Source organism: Gluconobacter sphaericus NBRC 12467 (genome assembly GCF_006539125.1).
Classification (GTDB): Bacteria; Pseudomonadota; Alphaproteobacteria; order Acetobacterales; family Acetobacteraceae; genus Gluconobacter; species Gluconobacter sphaericus.
Window position 1 is genome coordinate 78,406 of the sequence record NZ_BJMK01000004.1, and the last position, 23,316, is coordinate 101,721.

Genomic DNA, 23,316 nt, shown 5'->3' on the forward strand with positions numbered 1-23,316 from the left:
CAGAACGAAATAATAATGGCATTATGCCATTGGTAAAAAATAGCTGAAAACTGCCAATATTATTGTTCTCAGAGCAACCTGATGGAGAGAAATCCGGACGTATATCAGGGCCGGGATCACACTCACACAAATGTCGCATAAGATATATTATGCCAACTTATGTATATTGGAAGCCTGTATTTCTGACATTTTTGTGAGAACACATCCTATTGTTGCGAAGAATGTCTCCATTCACGCTAGGAAAAGCATTGTAGTCCATTTTACCGGTGCACGCCCGTTTTGTGAGTACCGGTGTATCCGCGGGAGCGGCTGTTTATATGCCATCTATGTCCCTGTGCCGCCTGAGTCTCCTGGGAAGCACATTTTGCGTTGCTGCACTCTCCGTCCTGCCGAATGTCGCACGGGCAGATGATTATACGGAACTGCTCGACATTCTCCGGGCCAAGGGCAGCCTGACCCGCTCGGAATACAATGTTCTGCTGGCCCATCACCAGCACCACTCGCATCCTTCCTTACAGCGCGACGATGAGAGCACCCCTGCCGCTCCGTCCCGTCATCGCAACCGCTACATGCGCTATGGACCCCAAAATGAAGGCAGCAGCCTGGAGGCTCCCCCGGATGTCACGACCATTGCGGCCGTTTCCGCAGCTCGTCGCGCTGCCATGGAAGCGTCGGCGAGTGCGCAGGATGCCCGCAATTCACTTCTGGAAGCGCGCCGCACGTACAATCCGGACAGCATCGTACGCGTGAAGCCCTATGTCGCGGGCAAAGGCGTTACGATTCAGGCCGGCCAGATCGACATCAACATCTCGGGATTCGTCAACGCTTACTATACCTATAACAGCCCTGCCGGCGGCCGTGCTGTTGCTGGTGGTGTCTCGACCGGAAGCAGCGGTTTTGATTCCTCGTCGATTCGTAATGGCCTGCTGCCGGGTGGCCTGATCCTCAAGCTGAACACGGTGCAGAACGGGATTAAGCTCGGCGCTGTTTTTGGTATGTATCCCGGCATCAACAATAACAATCCCAGTACCTTCAACGCCAACTCCGGTGGCAGTCCGGTCGGACTTGGAACGGCTGGCCTCGATTTCCGTCAGGTTTACATGACCGCTGGAACCGATAAGTTTGGTACGATCAAGCTGGGTCGTGATATCGCGCTCTTTGCATCCGACGCCATTCTGAACGATGCCACGCTTCTCAGCGTCGGTAGCACCGGCAGCAACGCAAACCCGGCCAACACCTCACTGGGACGCATTGGCGTTGGCTACGTCTATACCGACTGGCTGCCTCAGATCACCTATATCTCGCCGAAATGGAAAGGTTTTCAGGCCTCCGTTGGCGTCATGACACCTCTGGATGAATATAATTATGCCGGCGGTGGTATCTCTGCAACCACGACCCAGCACAGCTCCCCTATGCTTCAGGGCAAGGTCACTTATGACGGCAATATCGCCGGCTTCACGACCCGTTTCTGGAGCAGCTTCCTCGTCCAGCATCAACAGAACCTGACCAGTTCGACACTGGGCACCAACAGCCGCAAAGGAACAACCGTCGAAGCGGGCGATGTTGGCATGAAGGTCACGCGCGGGCCGTTTGAAGGCGTGGCCTATTACTATTATGGTAGCGGTCTGGGAACGACGGGTATTTTCTTCGATGGCGTTTCAGCCGATGGGCGCAAGCGTGATTCCGAAGGTTACTACGTTCAGGCGGCTTACAAAATCCTGCCCAAGCTCAAGGTCGTGGGGAGTTATGGTGTCAGTAACCTCTATCAGGCCGCTGGCGAAGATAATCCGGACATGGTCCGGCGTAACCAGTCCGAAATCGGAGCGATCTATTACAACATGACGGACTGGTTCACGATCGTGGGCGAATATGCGCATACGGAATCGGACTCCCACAGCAGCGCCCACGAAAGCGACCACACGATGTCCGCCGGTGCGATGATGACATTCTGAGCCTGAGGACCCGGGCAGCTTCCCTGCCCGGGTTTTAAAAAGCAGACTACGATGAGGATGGATGTATTTTTCCGCCCCTGTGCTGTGCGCTCTATTCGCGCTCCATGGGGTGGCTGGCGCCACACCTGCCACCACATTGCAGGAATTGATAGGATCAAAGCTCGGAGTATCCCGATATCAAGGAGCGGATGTCGTGCTGAACGAAGCCGGTACATCACGGCAATATCTTGTCTATGCCCGAGACCGCAAATGGTGCGGCGCAACCGGTGGATGCACGCTCTTCATACTCACGAATAGTGGCAATGACTGGCGCATCCTGTCACGCATGATGCTGGTTCAGCTGCCCGTTCACCTCCTGCCTCATCTGTCACAGGGCTGGCATGATCTCGTCATTTCCTATTCCGGAAGACTGCCGGATGGGCACCCTGCCCTTGTAAGCAGTCGCATGCAGTTCAATGGCGTGAAGTATCCGTCCAATCCATCAGTCCCACCTTCTGAACCGATGACGCATCTGGAAGGACTAAGTATTCTCGTCCCAGGCAGCCCGATACAGACGAGCACCTCGCATTAATCCTGAAGATTAAGCAACATTCCATCATACGCTGGCTCGACGCCTGCGGGTAGCATCTGACACAGAGACCGGTAATCCATCTCCGGACCCATATGGGTCAGGATCACGTGACGCACGCCAAGTCGCTCACGCCATTGCAGCACACGTTCAAGCCAGGCATGAGCCGGATGCGGGTCGTGCTGGAAGCAGTCAACAATCCAGGTCTGCACACCGTTAAGCGTGGACAGAGCCTCGTCTGAAAGTGTTTCAACGTCCGTGCTGTAGGCGAAGGTGCCACATCGCACGCCCAGAGATGTGATCCGCCCATGGCCCTGTTCGAAAATCTGGATGTCTAACCCAGGAAAAGAAACACTTTTTCCCTCCTGCACGACGCGCTCTTCAAAAACGGGCCGATAGAATTCCGGCCCTTTCCAGGGCGCGAATGCATAGGCGTAACGCAGACGCAATTCTTCAAGCACGTCCGGCGTCGCCAACAGCGGCAGAGGCGTGCCGATCACACGGTTGATGGCCCGCAATTCATCCAGGCCGCCAATATGATCGCTATGCGGATGCGTGTAGAGCACCGCATGGACATGACTCAGGCCGCAGTTCAGCATCTGATCGCGAAAATCAGGCCCTGAATCTACCAGAAGTCGAAAACCGCCCTCACCTTCGATCACGACCGATGACCGCGTACGCCGGTTCCGCGGCTCCATCGGGTCGCACGCGCCCCAGATCCCCGTACGTGGCCCCTCCTCGCCCCCAATCATGGGAACGCCCGCAGAACCGCCACATCCGAGGATCGTAACCTTCATGCAGCAATCCTTGTGAAGAGACGTTCAGCGTTTTCAGTCGTGATCCGCGTGATGTCATCAAGCGAAACACCCCGTACTTCAGCCAGTCGTGCAGCCGTATGGGCAACGTAACCTGGTGTATTGGGTTTGCCGCGCTTCGGGACCGGAGCAAGAAACGGGCTGTCCGTTTCCACCAGAATACGGTCTTCCGGCGCCATCCGTGCGACGTCGCGGATTTCCTCACATTTCGGGAAGGTCAGCAACCCGGAAAAGCTGATATAGCCCCCCAGCTCCAGAGCCGCCTCGGCCAGTTTTGGACCGGACGCGAAGCAGTGGATCAGAAACGGAAACGCTCCCTTGGCATGTTCGTCACGCAGAATGGCGATCATATCCTCATCCGCGTTGCGGGTGTGGATGACGACAGGCAATCCCGTTTGACGCGCAGCCGCAATATGGGTGCGGAAGGCAGCGTGCTGTGCTGGCTTGGCTTCATCCCCGCTATGGAAATAATCGAGTCCCGTTTCCCCGATTGCCACAACACACGGAGCTTGCGTCTTCGCGACCAGCTCTTCAACCGATGGCAGACGCTCTTCACCCGCATAATCCGGATGAATGCCAATCGCGCACCAGATCCGCAGATCCGACGTGTCATGCTGCGTCAGGGCAATCTGCGTATCCGCTTGGGAAAAGCGCGTGCCGATCGTAATCATTCCGGAGAGGCCGAACTCCCGTGCCAGCGCGAAAGCAGGCGCAAGATCATCAAGCTTGTCCAGATGACAGTGGGTGTCGATCAGCCCCGTCATGCCTCTTCCTCGACAAAGCGCGGAAACAGACCTTCCGGCTTGGGCAACGTCCGGCCAGCGGGGATCAGCGTTTCAAGAGCCGCGAAATTCCGTTCGTCGTCCTGCACGCCGAGCTGTGTCAGCATCTTGTCCATCGTGTTCGGCATGAAAGGCTGAAGCATGGTTGCGATGCCTCGGATCATGTCCACGAGAACCCGCAGCACGTCCGCCATGCGCTCCGGATCGGTCTTCTTCAGGGCCCAAGGCGCCTGACGGTCGATATAGGAGTTGGCAGCGCGAATGACCTTCCAGACTTCCTCCAGCGCATCTGTGATCGCTTTGCGTTCGATCTGCTCGGACATAATCGTCGGCAGCAGCGTCACCATGGCCAGCATGGCCTGATCGTCTTCGGTCAGCGTGCCGCGCTCGGGCAGAACACCCCCCAGATTGCGGGCCACCTGGCTCAACGTACGCTGGCACAGATTGCCGAGATCGTTCGCAAGCTCAACATTCGTGCGGGTGATCATGGAGCGACGGCTGAAATTGGAATCGCCGCCGAACGGCACTTCGCGCATCAGGAAGAAGCGTAGCGCATCCAGCCCGAATTCGTCGGCCAACGCCTTCGGATCAAGGACGTTGCCGAGAGACTTGCTCATCTTCTCACCCTCGACCGTCCACCAACCATGGGCAAAGACGCTCTTCGGCAGATCGATACCGGCCGCCATCAGGAACGCAGGCCAGTACACGCAATGGAAACGTGCAATTTCCTTGGCCATAACATGCACATCCGCCGGCCAGAACTTCGCCCGCGGATCGTTGAGATCGGGGTAGCCCACGGCCGTCAGGTAGTTCGCCAGTGCGTCAAACCAGACATACATGACATGGTCCGGATCGTTCGGAACCGGTACACCCCATTTGAAGCTTGTGCGGCTGACGGACAGGTCGCGCAGGCCCTGACGGACGAAGCTTTCGATTTCACGACGCGGGCCAACAGGGCCGATGAAGTCGGGATTGTCTTCGTACAGTTTCAGAAGCCGGTCCTGAAAATTAGACAGACGGAAGAAATAGGACGGCTCCTTGACGCGCTCGACCGGCGCACCGGACGGCGCCACGAACGTTCCGTCAGGCTTCTTGACCAGTTCGTCCTCGCTAATGAACGCTTCATCGCGCGTGGAATACCAGCCTTCATAGGCGCCCAGATAGATATGTCCGTTCGCCGCGACCTTCTCCCACAACGCCTTGGCTGCGCCCTTGTGGCGCTCTTCGGTGGTGCGGATGAACTCGTCGGTCGAGATCGCCATGTCCTTCTGCATCTGGCGGAAGGAAGCCGAAACCTCGTCAGCGTAGGCCTGCGGGTCCATGCCCTTGGCGACGGCCGTCTGCTCGACCTTCTGGCCATGCTCGTCCGTCCCACTGACGAACAGAACCTCTTCGCCGTTCAGGCGATGGAAGCGGGCCAGAACGTCGGCCGCGATGGAGGTATAGGCATGCCCGATATGCGGAGCGCCGTTCACATAGAAGATCGGGGTCGTGATGGTGAAGCGCCGCGTCATGTCCACTCGTTTCATAACGCCCTGACCATCTTAGCTGCCGGAAGCGAGTTCCGCTGCCTGACGGATGGCCTGGGCCTTGTCCAGATTGAAGCCTTCGGTCTGACGCCTCAGCGTGTCCAGTTCAGAACACTGCCGCGCCGCCAGATCGGCCTTTGCAAGATCCCCATGTCGCGCTGCCGAGCGCGCACGGTCTGCCAGTCCCTCGCCTAGCAAATCGCAGAGCAATGCGAAACCTTCCGCTTCTTTTGCAATACGTTCGCTTAACACCATGGCTTCAGAAGCGCGCACCTGTCCACTGAGGATTCCCGCCACAAATGACGCAATCGCCCCGTCCCGGTCCTGCGAGAGAAAGAGTGCCCGGCCCGGCGATCCGTGGGCCCGTGCCAGCACATCAGCAGAAATACCGGGCAGTGCGGCGCGCATATCCGTATCGGACAGCGCGGACAGCGTGAGCATTCGGCACCGGCTACGGATCGTGGGAAGGAGTGCGCCTGGAGAAGACGTCGTTAGCAGCAGGACACAGCGTGGGGGTGGCTCTTCGAGGATCTTGAGCAGGGCATTAGCTGCGAAGCGGTTCAGATACTCAGCCCCGTCCACGATCACCACACGCCAGCCGCCCTCAGTTGCGGTATGATGCAGGAAGGTTTGCACCGGGCGTACATCGGCTGCCGTGATCTCCCCACGCAGACGACCTTTTTTCTCATCCACTGCCCGCGAGATCTCCAGCAGATCTCCGTGCGTTCCGGCTGCAATACGTCGCGCCTGCGAGGAGTCCGGATGTTCCGCGTTCAGAAGCATGCGCGCCAGCCGGAAGGCCAGTGTCGCCTTACCGATTCCGGCCGGACCGCAGATCAGCCAGGCATGGTGCAGCTTGCTGCCAGCCACAGCCTGCCGGAATGTTGCTTCTGCGTCAGTATGACCATACAGGCCCAGAGTGTAACGCGGATCGCTCACACGCCCTGAACCATAAGACGGTCGTGCACAGCCCGCAGGAGCGCCGCACTGACGACTTCGGGCGTACGGGCTGCATCTATACGCTTCACCCGCGCCGGGTCAGCCGAGGCAATAGCATCGAAGCCCGCCAGAACACGCTCGTGAAACGCTTCCGCCTGACCCTCGTAACGATCGGTCTGACCACCGCGGGCGTTAAGACGTTCAAGCGCCTGCGTTCGCGGGAGTTCCAGCATGAGCGTCAGAGCGGGTTCGCAATTTACGAGGCGCCGCGCATCATTCAGGAACGTCAGAACCTCTGCCGCGCCCTGCCCGACGCCATGGCCCTGATAAGCCAGCGTCGAATCATGGAACCGGTCGCACACCACGATCTCGCCGCGAGAGAGTGCAGGAAGAATAGCGTTGTCGAGATGGTCCGACCGTGCGGCCATGTGCATCAGGATTTCTGCCCGCCAGGACAGATCGACCTTCCCGAACAACAGCAGATTGCGGATTTCTTCCGCACCCGGCGTACCACCGGGCTCCCGCGTCAGAAGGACGTTGTGCCCTTCCGCGCGCAGGGCCTCGGCCAGAAGGCGGGCCTGGGTGGATTTCCCAGCGCCCTCACCGCCTTCAAGTGTGATGAACAAACCTTTTTCAGCCATGCCCTTACTGCGCAGGGCCGTGGCCCAGACGCGTCATCGCGCGGGCGACCAGTCCAAGCTTCGCCACCGATTCGCCTGCTTCAAGCGGCACGCGGATATCGGCCATGTTCGGCGCGGAAATCACCAGCGCTCCGCAAACCTGCCCCTTCGTTACGGGTGCAATCACCGGCGACGCATAATCTACCCCGATATGGGATCTCTGTTGCCACCCTACCGGGAGCGTCATCACGATATCAGCACCTGCGACCAAAGAGACCTGACGGTGTTCGCCCATCCAGACCGGTGCGGAGTCCACGACCTGACCACGGCGGAACAGCGTAGCGTTCTCGAAATTGGCAAAAGCCCAAGACATCAGACGCTCGCCCTCATGGGCACGCTCATTGCTCGACGACGTTCCGTTGATGACGACGATCACGCGGTTCCCATTGCGCTTGGAACTGGCACAGAGGCCAAACCCACCCGCATCGGTATGACCGGTCTTCAGACCGTCAGCGAGGCCCTTGTCGACCAGCACGTTCCGGTTACCCTGACGGATATGGTTGTAGGTGAACTCAAGTTCTCCGAAATAATGGTAATACTGCGGGAAATCGCGGATCAGATGGGACGCGATCGTCGCGACATCGCGGGCCGTCATAAAGTGACCGTCCGCCGGCAGACCCGTCACGTTGGCGAAATGTGAGTTCATCATGCCGAGCTTCGGCGCTTCTTCGTTCATCATCGCAACGAAGCGTTCTTCAGATCCGGCAATCCCTTCCGCCAGCACGATGCAGGCGTCATTGCCTGACTGGATCAACATGCCCTGGATCAGGTCGGACACCAGAACGCTCTGGCCCAGCGGCACGAACATCTTGGAGCCCTGCGTACGCCAGGCTTTCTCGCTGACCGGCAGGCTCTGCTCCAGACGGATACGCCCCGTCGCCAGCATGCCGAATACGATATAGGCCGTCATCATCTTCGTCAGCGAAGACGGCGCCATACGCTCCTCGGAAGCTTTGTCGAGCAGGACAGCGCCCGTGTCGTAATCCACGACGTAGGCCCAGCGCGCCACGGTATCGAACGGTCCGATCGGCGTGTTTGCCGGCGTGCCGACAGGTGCGTCAGCCGCAGGAGCCGCAGCCGCGGTTTTCGCAGCGTGGCCTGCATGACGGTGCGGGCGGGCAAACGCCTTCAGGGGTCCCGCAAAAGAAGCACAGGCCGCAATGCCTGCCACCCCACCGAAAAGAGAGCGTCTAGTCCGCACGTTCGTCCCCAGTTTCACGGCCTTCACACAACCGGCCATCATTCCACAATGATCCGCGCGCCCTCTACCCCGCACAGACGGGTGCGGTCCAGTGCCGCGTCTGCCTGTGCGATATCGGCATAGGGCCCGCCAAGAACACGCCATTCCAGTCCCGCGCCTTCGGAGGCGTGCAGGACTGTACCACCACAGCGCAGTGCGACACTTGCCGCCGTCGCATGGCCAGAAAAAATTCCCATCAGGACATACAGCCCCGACGGCCCCGAACTGCCCTGCATCCAGGTCGTAGGCAACGGCTCCACGGCAACGGAAGACGACGCCGCGGACGAGTCGTTACCATAAACCCGCGAAGACCCGTCACTCAGGGATGTCTCGCGAACTTCCCCGACAGGAGCCGCTGAAATATTCTGGGCAGGCGGCTTGCCCAACCCTTCCGCCAGCGCCCGACTGGCCGCTTCGTCTTCCGTGACCTCAACGGGCGTATCCACAGTCATGCCCAGCAGATCCGCAGCCTTCGGAGAAAGCGCAATGATGCGCCCCGGATCCGCCGGCCCACGATCGGTCAGCCGGATCCGGACGATCCGCCCATTCAGCAAATTGCGGATACTGACGATCGCCGGAAGCTGGAGCGTCTGATGCGCACCTGTCATGCCGCTCGCAGACCAGGTCTCACCATCCGCCGTCAATCCACCAACCGGTGCTTGCTGCCGCGTTGCCAGACCTGTCACGTGGTAGTCAAACTGCTCGTTGGGATAGAACCAGCCGTGCGTTCCGCGCCAGGCACTTCCCAATTCGTAATGCGGATGCGCGGCTGGCGTCGGCCCTTCACGGTGACAGGCCGCAAGAAGGGGCAGAAGGACCAGAGCGGCCCCGTAATTACGCAGAGACAATGCCCGTCCCCAGAAGCCCGACGCCGAGCGCATAATAGTCCGAAGGGTTATAACGGCGGATCACGTTGAAGTTGTGATAGACCATGAAGGCCTGTGTCCCCGGGCCATCGGGCTGCACGACAGCGCCTTTTACGTTCGACTGCGAGAACGCCGTCCCATCCACGCGACGCACACCCAGCGCCATCCATTCGGCCAGTGTCCGCTGACGGGTCCGGCCGATCTCGGCCTTGTCGAGCACCTTGGTCAGCGTGATTTCCTGGCCCCAGGGTTCGTTGCGCTGCCAGCCGCATTTTCCGAGATAATTGGCGATGGACGCGAACACGTCTGGTTCTGATGTCCAGATGTTGCGCTTGCCGTCCCCGTCCCCATCCGCCGCGTAACGCAGATAGGCGCTAGGCATGAACTGCGCCTGCCCCATGGCACCCGCATAACTGCCGATCATTGCAGCTGGTGCGATATCGCCATCATTCAGGATCTGGAGCGCCTTCATGAGTTCATTGCGGAAGAAGGCAGAACGCCGTCCGTCAAAAGCCAGAGTCGCGAGCGCGTCGATGACGGGATACGTTCCGTCATGGGCACCAAATCCCGACTCGAGACCCCAGATCCCCATGACAGCGCGATCGTCGCATCCGAAGCGTGCGCTGATGGGAGACATCACGGCCTGCTGAGCGGCGTAGACGCTCCGCCCCTTCGCAAAGCGCGACTCCGGGAGAACGCGATCACGATACTGCGCCCAGGTCAGGGTGAACTCCGGCTGGTGACGGTCCAGTTTGAGTACGGAGGGGTTGGGCTGCGTCGTCAGACTGAGGGCCTGCGAGACGATCGAAGGTGAAAGACCCTGGGCCAGAGCCTGTGCCCGGACACTCTCAAGAAAAGCGCCATAACTCTGCACACTAACCTGCGCATTGGCGGATGAAAGCCCGGCCACCGCCGAACCGGCAACGGAAGTCAGGGCGGCAAGCAGATGGCGTCTTTGAAGCACGGTTAGGACCAGTCCCTTACGGGTAGAAATGATAGGACATACGCTAGCAATCCGCGGCACGCACCGCCAGCCTCGGCGGAAGTGTCGCAGGTCATTCGCGCCGAAATATGGCAGGGCAAGATTGTCGTTGGCGCGCTGGCATGCGAAACCGGCGCCTCAATGTTCATGGAACCTCCCCACTCGTGATCGCCATCGGCCCCGCCATGGCCTCGCAGCCAGCCTGGCTGAAGGCAGCCACCATCATTGTTGGCACCTTCATTCTCGAAGACGTAGCAACGGTGCTTTCCGCCATTGCTGCCCGCGCCGGAGAAGTCAGCATCCCCGTTGCCTTGGGTGCGCTGTATTTCGGGGTAGCAGTCGGGGATATGGGCCTGTACGGGCTTGGCGCCGCCGGTGCCCGCTGGCCTTACCTCAAGCGGTTCCTGACCCTTCCCAAACGAGAACGTACACAAGACTGGTTCAGCACGAACGTCATCCGCGTCGTGGCCATCTCCCGCTTCGTGCCCGGCGCCAGGCTGCCACTCTATACGGCCTGCGGTTTCTTCCGGGCACCGTTCCTTCCCTTTGCCATGACCGCAGTTCTGGCTACGCTGGTCTGGACGACGTTCCTTTTCCTGCTCGCCATGAGAGTCGGCGGCTGGCTGCTCGCCCATCAGGGGGGCTGGCGCTGGGCCGGGCTGGCGGGGTTCGTCCTGTGTATCGTTGTCGTCGGGCGCCTGATCGCCCGCCTCCAGACCGTGAGCCAATAGCAGCAATGTCCAAGTCAGAAGCCGACCAGAACCCCCTCTCCCTTTTCGAATTCTGGCCCGGGTCCATCTTCTACACCCCCATCGTCCTGTACTGGATCGCCATGGGGATCAAATACCGCGACCTCAGCATCTCGACCGCCGCCAATCCACGTATCGAAACGGGCGGCCTATGCGGCGAGAGCAAGTCCTCCATCCTCGACATGGGCGGCTCCACGGCCCAGTCCTATATCGCGCCTTATGTCGTCTTTCGCAGCGGCAAAGGTTCCGTTCGCCGTGCACTCGACGCCATGAAGCGCAAGGACCTGTCCTTCCCCGTCGTCATCAAGCCTGATATCGGCTGTAACGGCACGGGTGTGAAGCTCGTCCATAACCGCGAACAGCTCGAAGCCGTCCTGCCGCAATTCCCTGATGACGTGGATATGCTGGCGCAGGACCTCATCACCGACCCCGTCGAGGCGGGGCTGTTCTACATCCGCCATCCCGACGAGGCACATGGTCGCATCACCTCGATCACCTACAAGGAAGCGCCAGTCCTGACGGGCGATGGCGTCTCCACGATCGAGGAACTGATCCTGCGCGATCCCCGCATGAGCCTGGTGCCGCAGATCTACCTACCGCGTCTGGCCGGACGGGAGAAAAACGTCCTCGCAAAGGGTGAGGAAATGCCGCTGGTCTTCGCAGGCAACCACTGCAAAGGTTCCGTCTTCCGCGACGGACGCGCCGACACCACGGACGCGCTGACCACATGCCTCGACGCCATCATGAAAGATATCCCGGATTTCCACTTCGGGCGCGTGGACGTGAAAGCCGCTTCCATTGAGGATCTGCGCCGAGGCGAAAATTTCCGGATCATCGAGATCAACGGTGTCGGCTCCGAAGCAACCCATATCTGGGACCGTCGCACAACACTGTGGGAAGCCTACCGCGCCCAGTTCTCACATTACCGTCAGACGTTCCTGATCGGTGCTGCCAACAGGGCGCGTGGATGGAAAACGTCGGGCGCGTTCTCGATGCTACATTCTTGGCGCAAACAGCGTCGGCTGCTGGCGTCTTATCCGTTGAACGATTGAATCCTGCCTGGCAGGCTGGCTTTACTGGCCCAGCTTGCCGCCGCCAAAGATGTAATTGCTAACCTGCTGTTCGAGCGACAGCTGATCCCGCGTGTCGGTGATCTTGCCTTCGCCAGACAGCGTCACGCGGGAATGACCGGGCTGAATCTGCAGGGCATTATCCGCTGTCATGGTCGGCGCACCGATGCCCACAGCCGTATCAACGGGAAGATGAAGGCGCTGGTCCACTGTAAAGGCCACATCGGCCATTTGCGTACGCGGATCAAGGGTGATGGAGACGACGCGTCCCACCGGAACACCTGCAAGATCGACATTCGCGCCCGTGTGTAAGCCATTCGCGGAATTGAAGGCCGCGTGCAGAACCTCACCCTGGAAATCAGGCCCTTTGCGCAGGGCATTGCCGTAGACGAGGAATATCCCGGCAATCGCCAAAACGAGACCACTGGCCAGGATGGCGCCCCCACGGCCGCTCAATGTTGACTGCATGCCAGCCTCGCCTTCCGGAAAATCTTGAACAGAACGGGAGTTAGTCCTCCCTTGACCGCCCGGTCAAGGTGAAGACCGTGGGTGTCAAAGAGGTTACCTCCAAGGTTGCGTCCTCTGCCACCATCAGGCAAGTGATCTGCTTTCCCGCCTTTGTGACGAAGGCTTCCACCCGAAACAGGCTCCATGACGCTTCTCCAGGCCCTCATCCTCGCCATCGTTCAGGGCATTACCGAACCCTTCCCGGTCAGCAGCCTCGGCCATGCCGTACTTCTGCCCGCGCTCCTGCACTGGGATCTGGACGAACACGCTCCGATGTTCCTGCCGTTCCTGACCATGCTGCATGTTGGCACGCTGGTCGCACTGGCCGGTGTGTTCTGGCGGGACTGGATGGCCATTCTGGGCGGCATATTCGGTCGTTACGGCAGTCATCGGCAGATGGAGGCGATTCGGATCTTTGGACTACTGGTCATCGCCACCATTCCCGCCGTTCTGGTTGGATGGCTTCTGGAGCATCGCCTGCGTGCCGTGTTCGGCACGCCCCTCGCCGTTGCGGGATTCCTGATCCTCAATGGCTTCCTGCTGATGGTCACCGAATGGCTCCGACGTCAGAAGGGCTACCGCGACCACAAGCCCATCTCCACACTTACTCCCAAGGATGCTGTGATCATCGGCATCTGGCAGTGCCTGGCTTTGCTGCCGGGTCTGTCCCGGTCAGGTGCGACCATGAATGGTGGCCTGCTGCGCGGTCTGGACCATGAAACGGCCGCGCGGTTTTCGCTTCTGATGGCCCAACCCATTGTGCTTGCAGCCACGGTTCGTGAAGCCTGGCAGATGCGTCACATGACAATCTCACACAACATCATGGTGCAGTGTGTCGCCGGTGCCGTCGTTGCCGGTCTGACCGCGCTGATATGCTCGCTCGTGATGCTACGCTTCTTTCGCAACCATGATGGCTGGGCCCTGACACCGTTTGGTGTTTACTGCATTATGGCCGGCTTTTTCGCCGGTGCCGCCATTCTTCTCTGACCTTTCCAGCCGCCGTTTTTCGCGGCACATTGCGGATCATGCCAGCTTCGATACAATCTCCCCCAGATACTCGCGGACCAGACCGCCGGAAGACCCTTGAACAGGTCCTGTTCGAAAACGACACGAATGGCCTCAAGCGCAGCCTTACAGCCACTCAGTTGGTCATCCTCGGCGTCGGGTCCACGATCGGGGCGGGCATCTATGTCATGACCGGAACGGCCGCTGCGGAATATGCAGGCCCTTCCGTGCTGATTTCCTTCGTTATCGCGGCACTGGCCTGCCTGTTCACGGCCTTTTCGTATGGCGAACTATCCTCGACCCTTCCGGTGTCAGGCTCGGCCTATTCCTACGCCTATATCTCGATGGGCGAGAAAGTGGCCTGGATGGTCGGCTGGCTGCTGCTGCTGGAATATGGCATTTCATGCGCGGCCGTCGCGGCAGGCCTGTCGGGCTATGCAAGCTCCCTGCTGGGCGTCACCGGCTTTCACATACCACCCGCGCTGACCCACGCAACGCTCCAGCCCGTACCCGGAACGGCCGGTGCACAGATCAGCGCCGACTGGCGGTTCGATCTGATCGGCTTTACCGCGACGATGCTGGTAACTGCCCTGTTGGTCCGGGGCGTCGAGGAATCCGCCCGCATCAACACCATGATCGTAGCACTCAAGGTCGGGGTACTGTTCGTATTCGTGGCGCTGGGCATCGGGGCCGTCAATCCAGCAAACTGGCACCCGTTCATTCCCGCCAGTGAAGGCGGGTTCCATTACGGCGTACGCGGCATCTTCCGGGCAGCCTCGGTCATCTTCTTCGCCTATGTAGGGTTCGAAGCCGTTTCCACAGCTTCGGCCGAGGCCCGTAACCCCACCCGTGATGTTCCCATCGGCATCATCGGCAGCCTGCTGATCTGCACCATCGTCTACATGATCGTCGCGACCGTCCTGCTTGGCATCGTGCCCTATCGTGAACTGGACGTGCCGGATCCGCTCGCCATTGCCGTGAAGATCATGCAAACACCCTGGCTGTCCATGCTGGTCAATGTCGGGGCCACGATCGGCCTGTGCTCGGTCCTCATGGGCCTGATGTATGCGCAGTCCCGTGTCCTTCTGACCATCAGCCGCGACGGCCTAATCCCGCAGATCTTCAGCGTCATTCATCCGAAATTTCGTACGCCGTGGATCGGAACGATCGTCCTTGGCGTCGTAGTGGCCCTCATTACAGCAACGCTGCCGATCGACATCATCAGTGACCTCGTTTCCATCGGCACCGCCGCAGCGTTCGGGATTGTCTGCTTCACGGTCATCTGGCAGCGCAACACGCGGCCTGACATCGTGCGTCCCTTCAGCGTCCCGCTGGGCGGTATCCGCATCCGCGGGATCTGGATCGGCACGACACCCGCGCTCGGCATCCTGTTCTGCCTCGTCATGACTATTCCGCTGGTCTCGGACATGGTTCACGCCGTCACCAGCGGCAATCCAGTCCCGCTAATCCTTCTGGTAACCTATCTGGCGCTGGGCATTGCAACTTACGCCTTCTACGGGCGGCGTCATTCAAAAATGCGCCCCGGGCATCCATCAGTCTGACGACATCGACGAACTGCCGGGCCCCATACCCGGGCCCATATAGCTTCCCGACGGAGGCCGGCTGATCGGGGGCGCCATCCGTTCCCAGGGCTCCTGAGCCCCAGCTGCTGGCGGCATCATGGAAAAACGCGAACGAGGCAACGCCTCGGGGCATTCATCACGGATGCGGGCGATGATTTTCTCACGGATATCACACCGCAGATCCCAGCTCTGAAGAGCTGTGCGCGCACTGGCGATGATGCGGATGGACATGACATGCGCATCGCAATCCGCTACCTGAACGTCGAACACGCGCCCGTCCCAGAGTGGACATCCCCGCACGATTTCGTTCAGCATTTCGCGGATCTTGTCCATCGGCGCCTGATAATCGACCCACAGGAACACAACGCCAATGATGGCCGCAGAATTATGCGTCCAGTTCTCGAACTGGTTTTCCAGAAAATACGAGATCGGCACGATATGCCGCCGCCAGTCCCAGACCCGCAGTACCACATAAGTCGCGTTGATTTCCTCAACCCAGCACCAGTCGCCATTGATGATGATCAGATCTTCCATCCGGATCGGCTGGGTCAACGCGATCTGGACACCTGCAATCAGGTTCGTCAGCAGCCCGCGTGCGGACAGACCGACGATCAGGGACGCTGCCCCCGCAGACGCGAACAGGGACAGCCCGTACTGCTTGACCGACGGAAACAGCATAAGCGCCGAGGCCACAGTCACGATGCCCACCAGAATTTCCGTCAACCGTCGCAGGACGCGGATCTGCGTCTGGTGCGAGCGGATCATGATGTCGTCGGTCTCTTCGCGCGCCGCCAGGCGGTTGAGATAGACCTCCGTCATGATCCGGAAGACCATGATGGCCGAGAACCCGAAAGTCAGAATCAGCAGGAACAGGAAGAAGAGCTGAAGATCGTCTTCCTGCGCCGCCGTAAATCCCGTTGCAGCCGGCAGCGCGGACAGCATGGCCAGGAGCGCCACCATCAGCCGCGTAGGCCTACGCAGGGAAGAGACGATGCGCCGGATCAGCGCAGCCTTGCGCGATCCCGGTATCCGCAGAAGCTGCGTCGTCACCAGATTGCCGCAATAGAACGCCAGCACCCCCACAACCACCAGCATCAGCACCGAAACGACGGAAGCAGGCAGCCAGGTGAAGTAGGACCGTATGGCAAACAGGGTGCTGACAAAATGTTGCGTCACCAGATGAAGGACTCCTTGCGTTAAAAGGAATTGCGGGCCTGAAAGAGGCCAAATGGATTGGAAAACCGTGATACCTCAAATGCCACGGGCACCCCGGCCAATGCGACCCGTAAAAACATCTTATTTTCCCGGGGCTAACGTGTTGACACCCTGAAAGATCCCCCTTAAAACCCCGCGACAACGCCGGTTAACCCCGGCCGGATGGCGGTGTAGCTCAGTGGTAGAGCAGGGGAATCATAATCCCTTGGTCGGCGGTTCAAATCCGTCCACCGCTACCATCCCTTTTCCCGAAAACAGAAAATTCATTGCGGCGATGCCCTGCTGCGCGGGACCGTTTCCTGTATTCTGCCCAGCATGATCAAGAAACCCCTCGCCGTCGTGACGATGGTCTATAACGAGCCGGAACATCTTCAGCTCTGGCGCCGTCATTATAGCGCGCAAGTCGGAGAAGGCGCCTGCTACGTAATCGATCACGGATCGGATGACAGCTCGACCGCCCATCTGGGGCAGGTCAACGTCGTCCGGATCCCCCGCTCTCCGCAGGACGATGAACGCCGCACCCGATCAATCGGAAAATTCTGCGACAGTCTGCTCGAATGGTATGACAGCGTCATTTATACGGACGTAGACGAAATCCTGCTCGCTGACCCGGCTTTCGTCCCTTCCCTGACGGAATTCGCACTCCTGAACCGCACCCCGATCGTCACCGCCACAGGGTTTGACGTCATTCATATCCCGGACGAAGAGGCGACGCTCGACTACAGCCGCCCCTTCTCCCTGCAACGTCGCCATCTCCGCTTCTCCAGCGCGATGTGCAAACCGGTCCTGACCCGTACACCCATTACTTGGGCCCCCGGCTTTCACTGCTGCGAGGAAGCCGTTCCCAGCCTTGCAGCGCCGCTTTTCCTGTTCCATCTCCGCTACGCGGATCTGGCGTCAGGACTGAAGCGGCTGGAACGCACCCGCAGACAGCCCTGGATTTCCGAGAACGTCGGGCGCCACCAGCGTCTGGAAAACACGGACTGGGAGAACATGCTGCGCAGCATGGCTGGACTGCCCCGAACGGACAGCACGCTCGATAACCGTGACGCGCGTCTGAGCCATTGGCGCCAACAGGTCGAAGACAGTGCGCAGACACGGTTAGATGACCGATACCGTCTTGATCTCCATCTGAGCGGCACAGAATTGTGGCGCGTTCCCGAGCGGTTCGTAGGGCGGGTCTGAGACAAAAAAAGCCGACCCTTTACGGGATCGGCTTTTTTTGTCTGTCTGAATCGAGGCTTTAGTCCGCCTCGACTTCAGCCATACGATGATCCTGATCATCTTCCGAGGGACGCTCAGTATTGTGTTCGGCGTCCTGTTCCTGCGAGGGCTGCTCCTCTTCGGAACGCTCGCCACGAGGCTCCCGCCTGTCTTCATAAGCGCGCTGGCGCTGCTGCTGGCGCTCGGTGCGCTCCTGCTGGCTCTTCTCGGCAGCCTGGTTCATGGCATTGAGAATACGGAAATAATGCTCCGCATGCTGGAAATAGGCTTCTGCAAGAATGCGGTCGCCAGTTCCGGTCGCGTCGCGGCCCAGCTGGAGATACTTCTCGAACAGCTGCTGCGCCGTACCACGGACCCGCAGATCGGGTCCGTTACTGTCAAACACATGGTTGCGGTTCAGAGGTGTCTGGGCATTGCTGCTGCGTGATGGCCCACTACCCGCACGATGATGCCGGCCTCTTATGCGCTTCATATTCATCGACCCGTGATGCACTTTCATGATGACGTGAACCGTTCCGCAACTGCAGAAAGTCCGACCGCCGCTGTCGAAAAAGACGTTTGTCTGTTCCGCTATGGCTGAACCCAGCTCAGCCAGTCTTCCATCGTCAGTGCATGATGACATGAACGATGGGCAAAGATGCGCCTGACAGTGCTTGCAAAAACACCCTCAATTCACATGCATTGGCTTTAGCAATACCAAGTTTCATCAGTCAAGCCAACGGTTTTTCGTCACGATCCGCCCCCGCGCGTCCGATTGCAGGACGAGGGCTCTTTCGATGCCGCCCAGATCGGCCCTATGCGCCACGTCCCGCAGCCCGCTCGACACTCCCAGAGCAGAGACCGCATCGATCTGCCCGATCCCCATCTCCAGGATCCCGTACCCGCCCGGGACCAGAAGCGTAGGCAACGCAGCGCAGAGAATGCGATAGGCATCCAGCCCGTCTGTCCCGCCATCCAGAGCCCGCGCCGGCTCATACTGCAAGACTTCGGGCATCAGTCCCGCCAGATCCCCGGTCTCGATGTAAGGCGGATTGGACAGAACCACGTCAAAGCGGGCGTTCAGTGCATCCGCCCAGCTTCCGGCCAGAAAGACGCTACGTTTTCCCAGCCCGGTCCGGATGGCATTGCGCCTTGCCAGTGCCGCCGCCTGCGGAGACAGATCCACGCCGACACCCCTAGCTTGCGGATATTCGGACAGGGCCGCCAGCAGCAAACAGCCTGTTCCTGTTCCAAGGTCGAGAATGGAGATCGGCTCGTTGCGGTCCGGACAGACATCCAGCAAGGCTTCGATCAAGGCTTCGCTGTCGGCTCTGGGAATCAACGTGTCACGCCCTGTTTCCAGATCCAGCGTCCAGAATCCGGTCTCTCCCGTGATGAACGCCAGAGGTTCCCGCTCCAGACGCCGCTTCAGAGCCTCTGCGAATCGTAGCTCTTGCGCAGGCTCTACATCGTCCAGAGATAGAAGACCGGCTAGATCCCGTCCTGTCGCCCAGCATAGCAGGAGCCGAGCCTCACGGCGCGCATCCTCGACCCCGGCCTGCTCCAGCGCCTCTGACGCCTCCCGCAAAAGATCATCTTTGGCCATCATTGCCGCGAACCTGTTATAGTTGGTGTCATGAAGTCCAAACGCGCCTTCCTCTATTCCGCCCTGCTGCTTGGCTGCACGCTCAATCCTGTTCACGCCCAGTCGGAACTGTCCACGGAACTGCCCACGTCCTTTACCGTGACGGACGAGCGCGCGCCCGAAGAAATTTCGGAAGTCTCGCGCCTGTATCTGGACGGCAATCTGGTTGCGACCTTCAAACTGGGACTGTCCAAGGCCCATGAGACGCAGACGATCCCGCTTCCTGTCGGCCGGTTCGATGTCGATTATGCCCTGTGTGGCGAAATCACCATCGTCCATAACGGGCATCAGGAAACCCATCAGGTCAGCAGCGAAGGACAGCTCCACCATCCCGAAGGGCATTCGCTCGACGCCGTGGGGACCAATAACTTCACCGATTTCTTTCTGGTCGACTACGACGATGCTGCTGTTGCCACCCACCGGCATGGCCGCGCCGCCGTCTGCGCGACACCCAATACCTGAGGCTCAGAACCCTTCGGCGGCGAGTAGTTCCGTCTGCTCCTCGCGGGTCAGGGTATCGATGATCTCATCGAACTCACCGCTCATGATCCGGTCGATCTTGTAGAGGGTCAGATTGATCCGGTGATCCGTCACACGCCCTTGCGGAAAATTGTAGGTCCGGATGCGCTCTGAACGATCGCCCGTCCCGACCTGTGATTTCCGGTCCGCAGCCCGGGTGGCATGCAGCTGTGCGCGTTCCCGCTCATAAAGCCGGGCACGCAGGATCTTCATGGCCTTGGCCTTGTTCTTGTGCTGGCTTTTCTCTTCCTGCATCGCCACGACAATACCGCTGGGCATGTGCGTAATGCGAACCGCACTCTCGGTCTTGTTGACGTGCTGGCCGCCTGCCCCCGAGGCCCGGTAGACGTCAATCCGTAGATCATCGTCATTGACCGTCACATCGACTTCTTCGGCTTCAGGAAGCACGGCCACTGTCACCGTCGAGGTGTGGATCCGTCCCTGACTTTCCGTTGCCGGAACGCGCTGCACCCGATGCACTCCGGACTCGTATTTCAGACGCGCAAAAACCGACCGGCCTGAAATGGTCGCCATGCCTTCCTTGAGACCGGCAACTTCATTTTCGGCATATTCCATGACCTCGAAACGCCAGCCATTCTGTTCGGAAAAACGACGGTAGGCATCAAACAGTTCCGCAGCGAACAGTCCCGCCTCATCACCGCCCGCTGCGGGGCGGATTTCAAGGATGGCACTACGCTCATCCGCTGCATCTTTCGGCAGAAGCGTCAAACGCAGGGCATACTGAAGATCGGGCAAGGTCGCCTCGATCTCTGCCAGCTCCATCTGGGCCAACTCACGCATTTCTGGATCATCAAGCAGAGCCTGCGCCCCGGCTTTCTGTTCCTCAGCGCTTTTCCAGGCTTGGATGGAAGTGACCACGGGTTCCAGTTCAGCATATTCCTGCGACAGACGGGTGAAATCCTCACCCGTCAGTTCACCGGAAGACATTAAAGCCTGGACTTCCTCCGAACGCGCAACAATCCGCTCAAGCCTGTCGTCAAAAGCCATCTGCTCAGGGGCGTCCTGCGCTCAGAACCTGTACCAGCTCTGCAACCGGTACTTCCTGCTGCTCGCGGCTCGAAAGGTCCCGAAGCTGCACAATATTTTTGGCGATTTCCTCATCACCCAGAACAATCGCATGGGATGCGCCGGACTTCACAACGCGCTCCATGCGCTTCTTCATATTGCCACGGGTCTCAATCTCAGCTCGCAGACCAGCCAAACGCAGAGCACGAGCAATGGACGCGGCTTTTAGAACAGCCACATCTCCCATCGGCACCAGCGCAATTCCAGCCGGAAGTTCGGGCACGCTATCCAGCAACATTGCCAGACGCTCGATCCCGCCAGCCCAGCCGATCGCCGGGATCGCCGGACCGCCCATCTGCTCAACAAGACCTTCATAGCGACCACCGGCCAGTACGGTGCCCTGAGCCCCGAGTTTCGAGGTCACGAACTCAAAGGCCGTGTGGCTGTAATAATCAAGCCCCCGGACGATGCGCGGGTTCTCGATGAAATCCACGCCAAAGGCCTGGAGGCTGTCGCGCAGCATGTCCCAGAACTGGCGGGACTCATCGTTTAGATAATCCGCAAAGGCCGGAGCGTCGTCGAGCAGCTTGCGGTCCTGCTCGGATTTGCTGTCCAGAATGCGTAGCGGATTGGCTTCAAGCCGGATCCGGCTTTCTTCAGACAGCGCATCGGCATGGTCACGGAAATACGCCACCAGTGCTTCTCGCCAAGCCTGACGGCTGGCCAGATCGCCAAGCGTGTTGAGTTCTAGCGTGACGTGATCGCCCAAACCCAGCTCGCGCAGAATGTCCTGCGCCATGGCGATCGTCTCGGCATCCCGAAGCGGGCTTTCCGCACCGATCAGCTCTGCACCGATCTGATGGAACTGGCGGTAACGCCCTTTCTGCGGGCGTTCGTAACGGAACATCGGCCCGTGATAGAAAACCTTCTGCGGCAGGGACTGCGTCAGACCGTTCGTAACCAGCGCCCGGCAGATTGCTGCCGTCCCCTCGGGTCGCAGAGTGATGCTCTCACCGCCACGATCCTCGAACGTGTACATTTCCTTGGACACGACATCGGATGTCTCGCCGAGGGTACGCGAAAAGACGCGCGTATCCTCGAAAATAGGCGTGCTCCATTCCTCGAAACCATAGGTCCGCAGAACCCGGCGCGCCGTCTCCACGACATGGTGGTGGCGGCGCATCGTCTCGCCAATAAGGTCGTGTGTCCCGCGGGGCGGCTGAAGTCCGGACATCAGTGCGCTGCCGGATCCATCAGCTTGGCCGTCGTGCCCTCTTCCTTGCTGGCTTCGATATCCGCAACCTTCTTTTCTACGAGATCCACGATATGCTCAATCATGTCGCCACCCGGCATCGTATGGTCCTGACGACCGGCCGCGTAAACCATATGACGGCCGTTACCGCCACCGGTCACACCGAGATCGGTCATCAGTGCCTCGCCAGGGCCATTCACCACGCAGCCGATGATGGACAGCGTCAGCGGTGTCTTGATGTGCTGAAGACGATCTTCCAACGTCTGGACCGTTTCAACGACGTTGAAGCCCTGACGTGCGCATGACGGGCAGGAAATAATTTTCACGCCGCGATGACGCAGACCGAGGGACTTCAGGATATCCCAGCCGACCAGCACTTCCTCTTCCGGAGCAGCCGAGAGCGAAACACGCATCGTGTCACCCACGCCAGCCCAGAGCAGGTTGCCCAGACCGATGGAGGACTTCACCGTCCCTGCACGCTTGGAGCCGGCCTCGGTGATACCGATATGCAGTGGGTGGTCACAGCAATCTGCAAGCTGCTGATAGGCCGCGACCGCCATGAACACGTCGGACGCCTTCACGCTGATCTTGAACTCGTGGAAGTCGTGATCCTCAAGAATTTTGGCGTGTTCGAGAGCGCTCTCGACCAGAGCTTCCGGGTTGGGCTCACCGTACTTTTCGAGCAGATGCTTTTCGAGCGAACCGGCATTCACGCCAATACGGATTGAGCAACCATAATCCTTGGCGGCATTGACGACTTCACGCACGCGCTCGGCGCTGCCGATATTGCCCGGATTGATTCGCAGGCACGCAGCACCAGCCTTGGCGGCTTCGATGGCACGCTTGTAGTGAAAATGGATGTCCGCAACGATAGGGACGTTCACTTCATGCACGATCTCCGCCAGCGCAGCTGTGCTAGCCTCATCCGGACAAGATACGCGAACGATATCCACACCAGCCAGCTCGGCCAGACGGATCTGATCGATTGTGGCTTGGGCATCGGATGTCAGGGTGTTGGTCATGGTCTGCACGGAGATCGGGGCATCACCACCGACCGCAACCTTGCCGACATGGATCTGGCGCGACTTGCGACGCTCGATGTGCTGATAGGGACGGTAGCTGCTCATGATTTACCTCTTCGTGCCCGGAAAGGACCGGGAGCTCTAACCCAGTAGGGTGTGTTCAGGAG

23 protein-coding genes and 1 tRNA gene are annotated in these 23,316 nt (G+C 59.5%); 9 read left to right on the forward strand and 15 right to left on the reverse strand.

Translation table 11 applies throughout. From position 1 onward, the window contains the following. Positions 1 to 326: 326 nt before the first annotated feature. Positions 327 to 1,952, forward strand: coding sequence for a porin (locus tag GSP01_RS04390; protein ID WP_141351321.1), 1,626 nt, complete (start codon positions 327 to 329; stop codon positions 1,950 to 1,952). A 193-nt stretch (positions 1,953 to 2,145) separates the two neighbouring features. Next, positions 2,146 to 2,523: a hypothetical protein gene (locus GSP01_RS04395; RefSeq protein WP_141351111.1), complete on the forward strand. Its 378-nt coding sequence runs from the start codon at positions 2,146 to 2,148 to the stop codon at positions 2,521 to 2,523. On the opposite strand, the gene GSP01_RS04400 is transcribed toward GSP01_RS04395, so the two are convergent. The 8 genes from GSP01_RS04400 to GSP01_RS04435 are packed head-to-tail and all read right to left on the reverse strand — an operon-like array spanning position 2,520 to position 10,335. Beyond that, a complete protein-coding gene (locus GSP01_RS04400) occupies positions 2,520 to 3,317 on the reverse strand; it encodes an MBL fold metallo-hydrolase (RefSeq protein WP_141351114.1) in 798 nt (265 codons plus the stop codon). The two genes, GSP01_RS04395 and GSP01_RS04400, sit on opposite strands and share 4 nt — an antisense overlap. Beyond that, complete coding sequence (locus GSP01_RS04405; RefSeq protein ID WP_141351116.1) at positions 3,314 to 4,099, reverse strand: TatD family hydrolase; 786 nt, start codon at positions 4,097 to 4,099, stop codon at positions 3,314 to 3,316. The genes GSP01_RS04400 and GSP01_RS04405 overlap by 4 nt, the downstream gene beginning before the upstream one ends. Beyond that, positions 4,096 to 5,631: a methionine--tRNA ligase gene (gene metG / locus GSP01_RS04410; RefSeq protein ID WP_141351118.1), complete on the reverse strand. Its 1,536-nt coding sequence runs from the start codon at positions 5,629 to 5,631 to the stop codon at positions 4,096 to 4,098. The genes GSP01_RS04405 and metG overlap by 4 nt, the downstream gene beginning before the upstream one ends. A 30-nt stretch (positions 5,632 to 5,661) precedes the next feature. Next, the gene (locus tag GSP01_RS04415) at positions 5,662 to 6,585 is read right to left on the reverse strand and encodes a DNA polymerase III subunit delta' (RefSeq protein ID WP_141351120.1); all 924 of its coding nucleotides are present in this window, start codon (positions 6,583 to 6,585) and stop codon (positions 5,662 to 5,664) included. Further along, on the reverse strand, positions 6,582 to 7,226 hold the full coding sequence (gene tmk / locus GSP01_RS04420) for a dTMP kinase (RefSeq protein WP_141351122.1): 645 nt from the start codon (positions 7,224 to 7,226) through the stop codon (positions 6,582 to 6,584). Before tmk ends, GSP01_RS04415 begins: the two co-directional genes overlap by 4 nt. Before the next feature lie 4 nt (positions 7,227 to 7,230). Further along, on the reverse strand, positions 7,231 to 8,508 hold the full coding sequence (locus GSP01_RS04425; protein WP_174787543.1) for a D-alanyl-D-alanine carboxypeptidase family protein: 1,278 nt from the start codon (positions 8,506 to 8,508) through the stop codon (positions 7,231 to 7,233). Continuing rightward, on the reverse strand, positions 8,505 to 9,353 hold the full coding sequence (locus GSP01_RS04430) for a septal ring lytic transglycosylase RlpA family protein (protein WP_141351325.1): 849 nt from the start codon (positions 9,351 to 9,353) through the stop codon (positions 8,505 to 8,507). Before GSP01_RS04430 ends, GSP01_RS04425 begins: the two co-directional genes overlap by 4 nt. Continuing rightward, a complete protein-coding gene (locus tag GSP01_RS04435; RefSeq protein WP_141351124.1) occupies positions 9,340 to 10,335 on the reverse strand; it encodes a lytic murein transglycosylase in 996 nt (331 codons plus the stop codon). The genes GSP01_RS04430 and GSP01_RS04435 overlap by 14 nt, the downstream gene beginning before the upstream one ends. 182 nt (positions 10,336 to 10,517) lie before the next feature. Between GSP01_RS04435 and GSP01_RS04440 the strand changes: the two genes are divergently transcribed. Together GSP01_RS04440 and GSP01_RS04445 are read left to right on the forward strand one after the other, a co-directional pair. Next, entirely contained in the window at positions 10,518 to 11,084 is a 567-nt protein-coding gene (locus tag GSP01_RS04440) for a DedA family protein (protein WP_141351327.1), read from the forward strand. 5 nt (positions 11,085 to 11,089) lie between these two features. After that, positions 11,090 to 12,154, forward strand: coding sequence for an ATP-grasp domain-containing protein (locus GSP01_RS04445; RefSeq protein ID WP_141351126.1), 1,065 nt, complete (start codon positions 11,090 to 11,092; stop codon positions 12,152 to 12,154). Positions 12,155 to 12,175: 21 nt separating this feature from the next. Here the strand turns inward: GSP01_RS04445 and GSP01_RS04450 are convergent, their stop codons facing one another. Next, positions 12,176 to 12,640 (reverse strand): MlaD family protein, encoded by a 465-nt coding sequence (locus tag GSP01_RS04450; RefSeq protein WP_141351128.1) that lies wholly within the window; start codon positions 12,638 to 12,640, stop codon positions 12,176 to 12,178. Positions 12,641 to 12,823: 183 nt separating this feature from the next. Between GSP01_RS04450 and GSP01_RS04455 the strand changes: the two genes are divergently transcribed. Together GSP01_RS04455 and GSP01_RS04460 are read left to right on the forward strand one after the other, a co-directional pair. Continuing rightward, the gene (locus GSP01_RS04455) at positions 12,824 to 13,666 is read left to right on the forward strand and encodes an undecaprenyl-diphosphate phosphatase (protein ID WP_141351130.1); all 843 of its coding nucleotides are present in this window, start codon (positions 12,824 to 12,826) and stop codon (positions 13,664 to 13,666) included. Between the two features lie 38 nt (positions 13,667 to 13,704). Beyond that, a complete protein-coding gene (locus tag GSP01_RS04460; protein ID WP_141351132.1) occupies positions 13,705 to 15,246 on the forward strand; it encodes an amino acid permease in 1,542 nt (513 codons plus the stop codon). On the opposite strand, the gene GSP01_RS04465 is transcribed toward GSP01_RS04460, so the two are convergent. Continuing rightward, the gene (locus GSP01_RS04465; protein WP_141351135.1) at positions 15,238 to 16,443 is read right to left on the reverse strand and encodes a mechanosensitive ion channel family protein; all 1,206 of its coding nucleotides are present in this window, start codon (positions 16,441 to 16,443) and stop codon (positions 15,238 to 15,240) included. The two genes, GSP01_RS04460 and GSP01_RS04465, sit on opposite strands and share 9 nt — an antisense overlap. 203 nt (positions 16,444 to 16,646) lie before the next feature. On the opposite strand from GSP01_RS04465, the gene GSP01_RS04470 reads away from it, so the two are divergent. Together GSP01_RS04470 and GSP01_RS04475 are read left to right on the forward strand one after the other, a co-directional pair. Then, positions 16,647 to 16,721 (forward strand) — tRNA-Met (locus GSP01_RS04470). Between the two features lie 76 nt (positions 16,722 to 16,797). Beyond that, positions 16,798 to 17,667, forward strand: coding sequence for a glycosyltransferase family 2 protein (locus tag GSP01_RS04475; RefSeq protein WP_141351137.1), 870 nt, complete (start codon positions 16,798 to 16,800; stop codon positions 17,665 to 17,667). A gap of 58 nt (positions 17,668 to 17,725) precedes the next feature. Here GSP01_RS04475 and GSP01_RS04480 read toward each other — a convergent pair whose 3' ends face one another. Together GSP01_RS04480 and prmC are read right to left on the reverse strand one after the other, a co-directional pair. Further along, positions 17,726 to 18,184 carry a DUF4167 domain-containing protein gene (locus GSP01_RS04480; RefSeq protein WP_228123806.1) on the reverse strand — a complete coding sequence of 153 codons (459 nt, stop codon included), beginning with the start codon at positions 18,182 to 18,184 and terminating at the stop codon, positions 17,726 to 17,728. A gap of 228 nt (positions 18,185 to 18,412) precedes the next feature. Then, the gene (gene prmC / locus GSP01_RS04485; protein WP_141351141.1) at positions 18,413 to 19,294 is read right to left on the reverse strand and encodes a peptide chain release factor N(5)-glutamine methyltransferase; all 882 of its coding nucleotides are present in this window, start codon (positions 19,292 to 19,294) and stop codon (positions 18,413 to 18,415) included. A 27-nt stretch (positions 19,295 to 19,321) separates the two neighbouring features. Between prmC and GSP01_RS04490 the strand changes: the two genes are divergently transcribed. After that, complete coding sequence (locus tag GSP01_RS04490; RefSeq protein WP_141351144.1) at positions 19,322 to 19,792, forward strand: hypothetical protein; 471 nt, start codon at positions 19,322 to 19,324, stop codon at positions 19,790 to 19,792. A 3-nt stretch (positions 19,793 to 19,795) separates the two neighbouring features. On the opposite strand, the gene prfA is transcribed toward GSP01_RS04490, so the two are convergent. Genes prfA through ispG form a run of 3 tightly spaced genes read right to left on the reverse strand, consistent with a single transcriptional unit; the run spans position 19,796 to position 23,254 of the window. Continuing rightward, positions 19,796 to 20,857 carry a peptide chain release factor 1 gene (prfA, locus tag GSP01_RS04495; RefSeq protein ID WP_141351145.1) on the reverse strand — a complete coding sequence of 354 codons (1,062 nt, stop codon included), beginning with the start codon at positions 20,855 to 20,857 and terminating at the stop codon, positions 19,796 to 19,798. Positions 20,858 to 20,861: 4 nt separating this feature from the next. Further along, on the reverse strand, positions 20,862 to 22,109 hold the full coding sequence (gene hisS / locus GSP01_RS04500) for a histidine--tRNA ligase (RefSeq protein WP_141351146.1): 1,248 nt from the start codon (positions 22,107 to 22,109) through the stop codon (positions 20,862 to 20,864). Further along, positions 22,109 to 23,254 carry a flavodoxin-dependent (E)-4-hydroxy-3-methylbut-2-enyl-diphosphate synthase gene (ispG, locus tag GSP01_RS04505; protein WP_141351147.1) on the reverse strand — a complete coding sequence of 382 codons (1,146 nt, stop codon included), beginning with the start codon at positions 23,252 to 23,254 and terminating at the stop codon, positions 22,109 to 22,111. Before ispG ends, hisS begins: the two co-directional genes overlap by 1 nt. Between the last annotated feature and the right edge of the window lie 62 nt (positions 23,255 to 23,316).

What these genes read in the sequence shown, in the direction of transcription:
- GSP01_RS04490 (WP_141351144.1), top strand. Translation starts at nt 19,322, where the DNA reads ATGAAGTCCAAACGCGCCTTCCTCTATTCCGCCCTGCTGCTTGGCTGC.
- tmk (WP_141351122.1), bottom strand. Translation starts at nt 7,226, where the DNA reads ATGGCTGAAAAAGGTTTGTTCATCACACTTGAAGGCGGTGAGGGCGCT.
- prmC (WP_141351141.1), bottom strand. Translation starts at nt 19,294, where the DNA reads ATGATGGCCAAAGATGATCTTTTGCGGGAGGCGTCAGAGGCGCTGGAG.
- GSP01_RS04425 (WP_174787543.1), bottom strand. Translation starts at nt 8,508, where the DNA reads ATGATGGCCGGTTGTGTGAAGGCCGTGAAACTGGGGACGAACGTGCGG.
- GSP01_RS04455 (WP_141351130.1), top strand. Translation starts at nt 12,824, where the DNA reads ATGACGCTTCTCCAGGCCCTCATCCTCGCCATCGTTCAGGGCATTACC.
- GSP01_RS04475 (WP_141351137.1), top strand. Translation starts at nt 16,798, where the DNA reads ATGATCAAGAAACCCCTCGCCGTCGTGACGATGGTCTATAACGAGCCG.
- GSP01_RS04450 (WP_141351128.1), bottom strand. Translation starts at nt 12,640, where the DNA reads ATGCAGTCAACATTGAGCGGCCGTGGGGGCGCCATCCTGGCCAGTGGT.
- GSP01_RS04480 (WP_228123806.1), bottom strand. Translation starts at nt 18,184, where the DNA reads ATGAATATGAAGCGCATAAGAGGCCGGCATCATCGTGCGGGTAGTGGG.
- metG (WP_141351118.1), bottom strand. Translation starts at nt 5,631, where the DNA reads ATGACGCGGCGCTTCACCATCACGACCCCGATCTTCTATGTGAACGGC.
- GSP01_RS04405 (WP_141351116.1), bottom strand. Translation starts at nt 4,099, where the DNA reads ATGACGGGGCTGATCGACACCCACTGTCATCTGGACAAGCTTGATGAT.
- GSP01_RS04390 (WP_141351321.1), top strand. Translation starts at nt 327, where the DNA reads ATGTCCCTGTGCCGCCTGAGTCTCCTGGGAAGCACATTTTGCGTTGCT.
- ispG (WP_141351147.1), bottom strand. Translation starts at nt 23,254, where the DNA reads ATGAGCAGCTACCGTCCCTATCAGCACATCGAGCGTCGCAAGTCGCGC.
- GSP01_RS04400 (WP_141351114.1), bottom strand. Translation starts at nt 3,317, where the DNA reads ATGAAGGTTACGATCCTCGGATGTGGCGGTTCTGCGGGCGTTCCCATG.
- GSP01_RS04460 (WP_141351132.1), top strand. Translation starts at nt 13,705, where the DNA reads ATGCCAGCTTCGATACAATCTCCCCCAGATACTCGCGGACCAGACCGC.
- hisS (WP_141351146.1), bottom strand. Translation starts at nt 22,109, where the DNA reads ATGTCCGGACTTCAGCCGCCCCGCGGGACACACGACCTTATTGGCGAG.
- prfA (WP_141351145.1), bottom strand. Translation starts at nt 20,857, where the DNA reads ATGGCTTTTGACGACAGGCTTGAGCGGATTGTTGCGCGTTCGGAGGAA.
- GSP01_RS04445 (WP_141351126.1), top strand. Translation starts at nt 11,090, where the DNA reads ATGTCCAAGTCAGAAGCCGACCAGAACCCCCTCTCCCTTTTCGAATTC.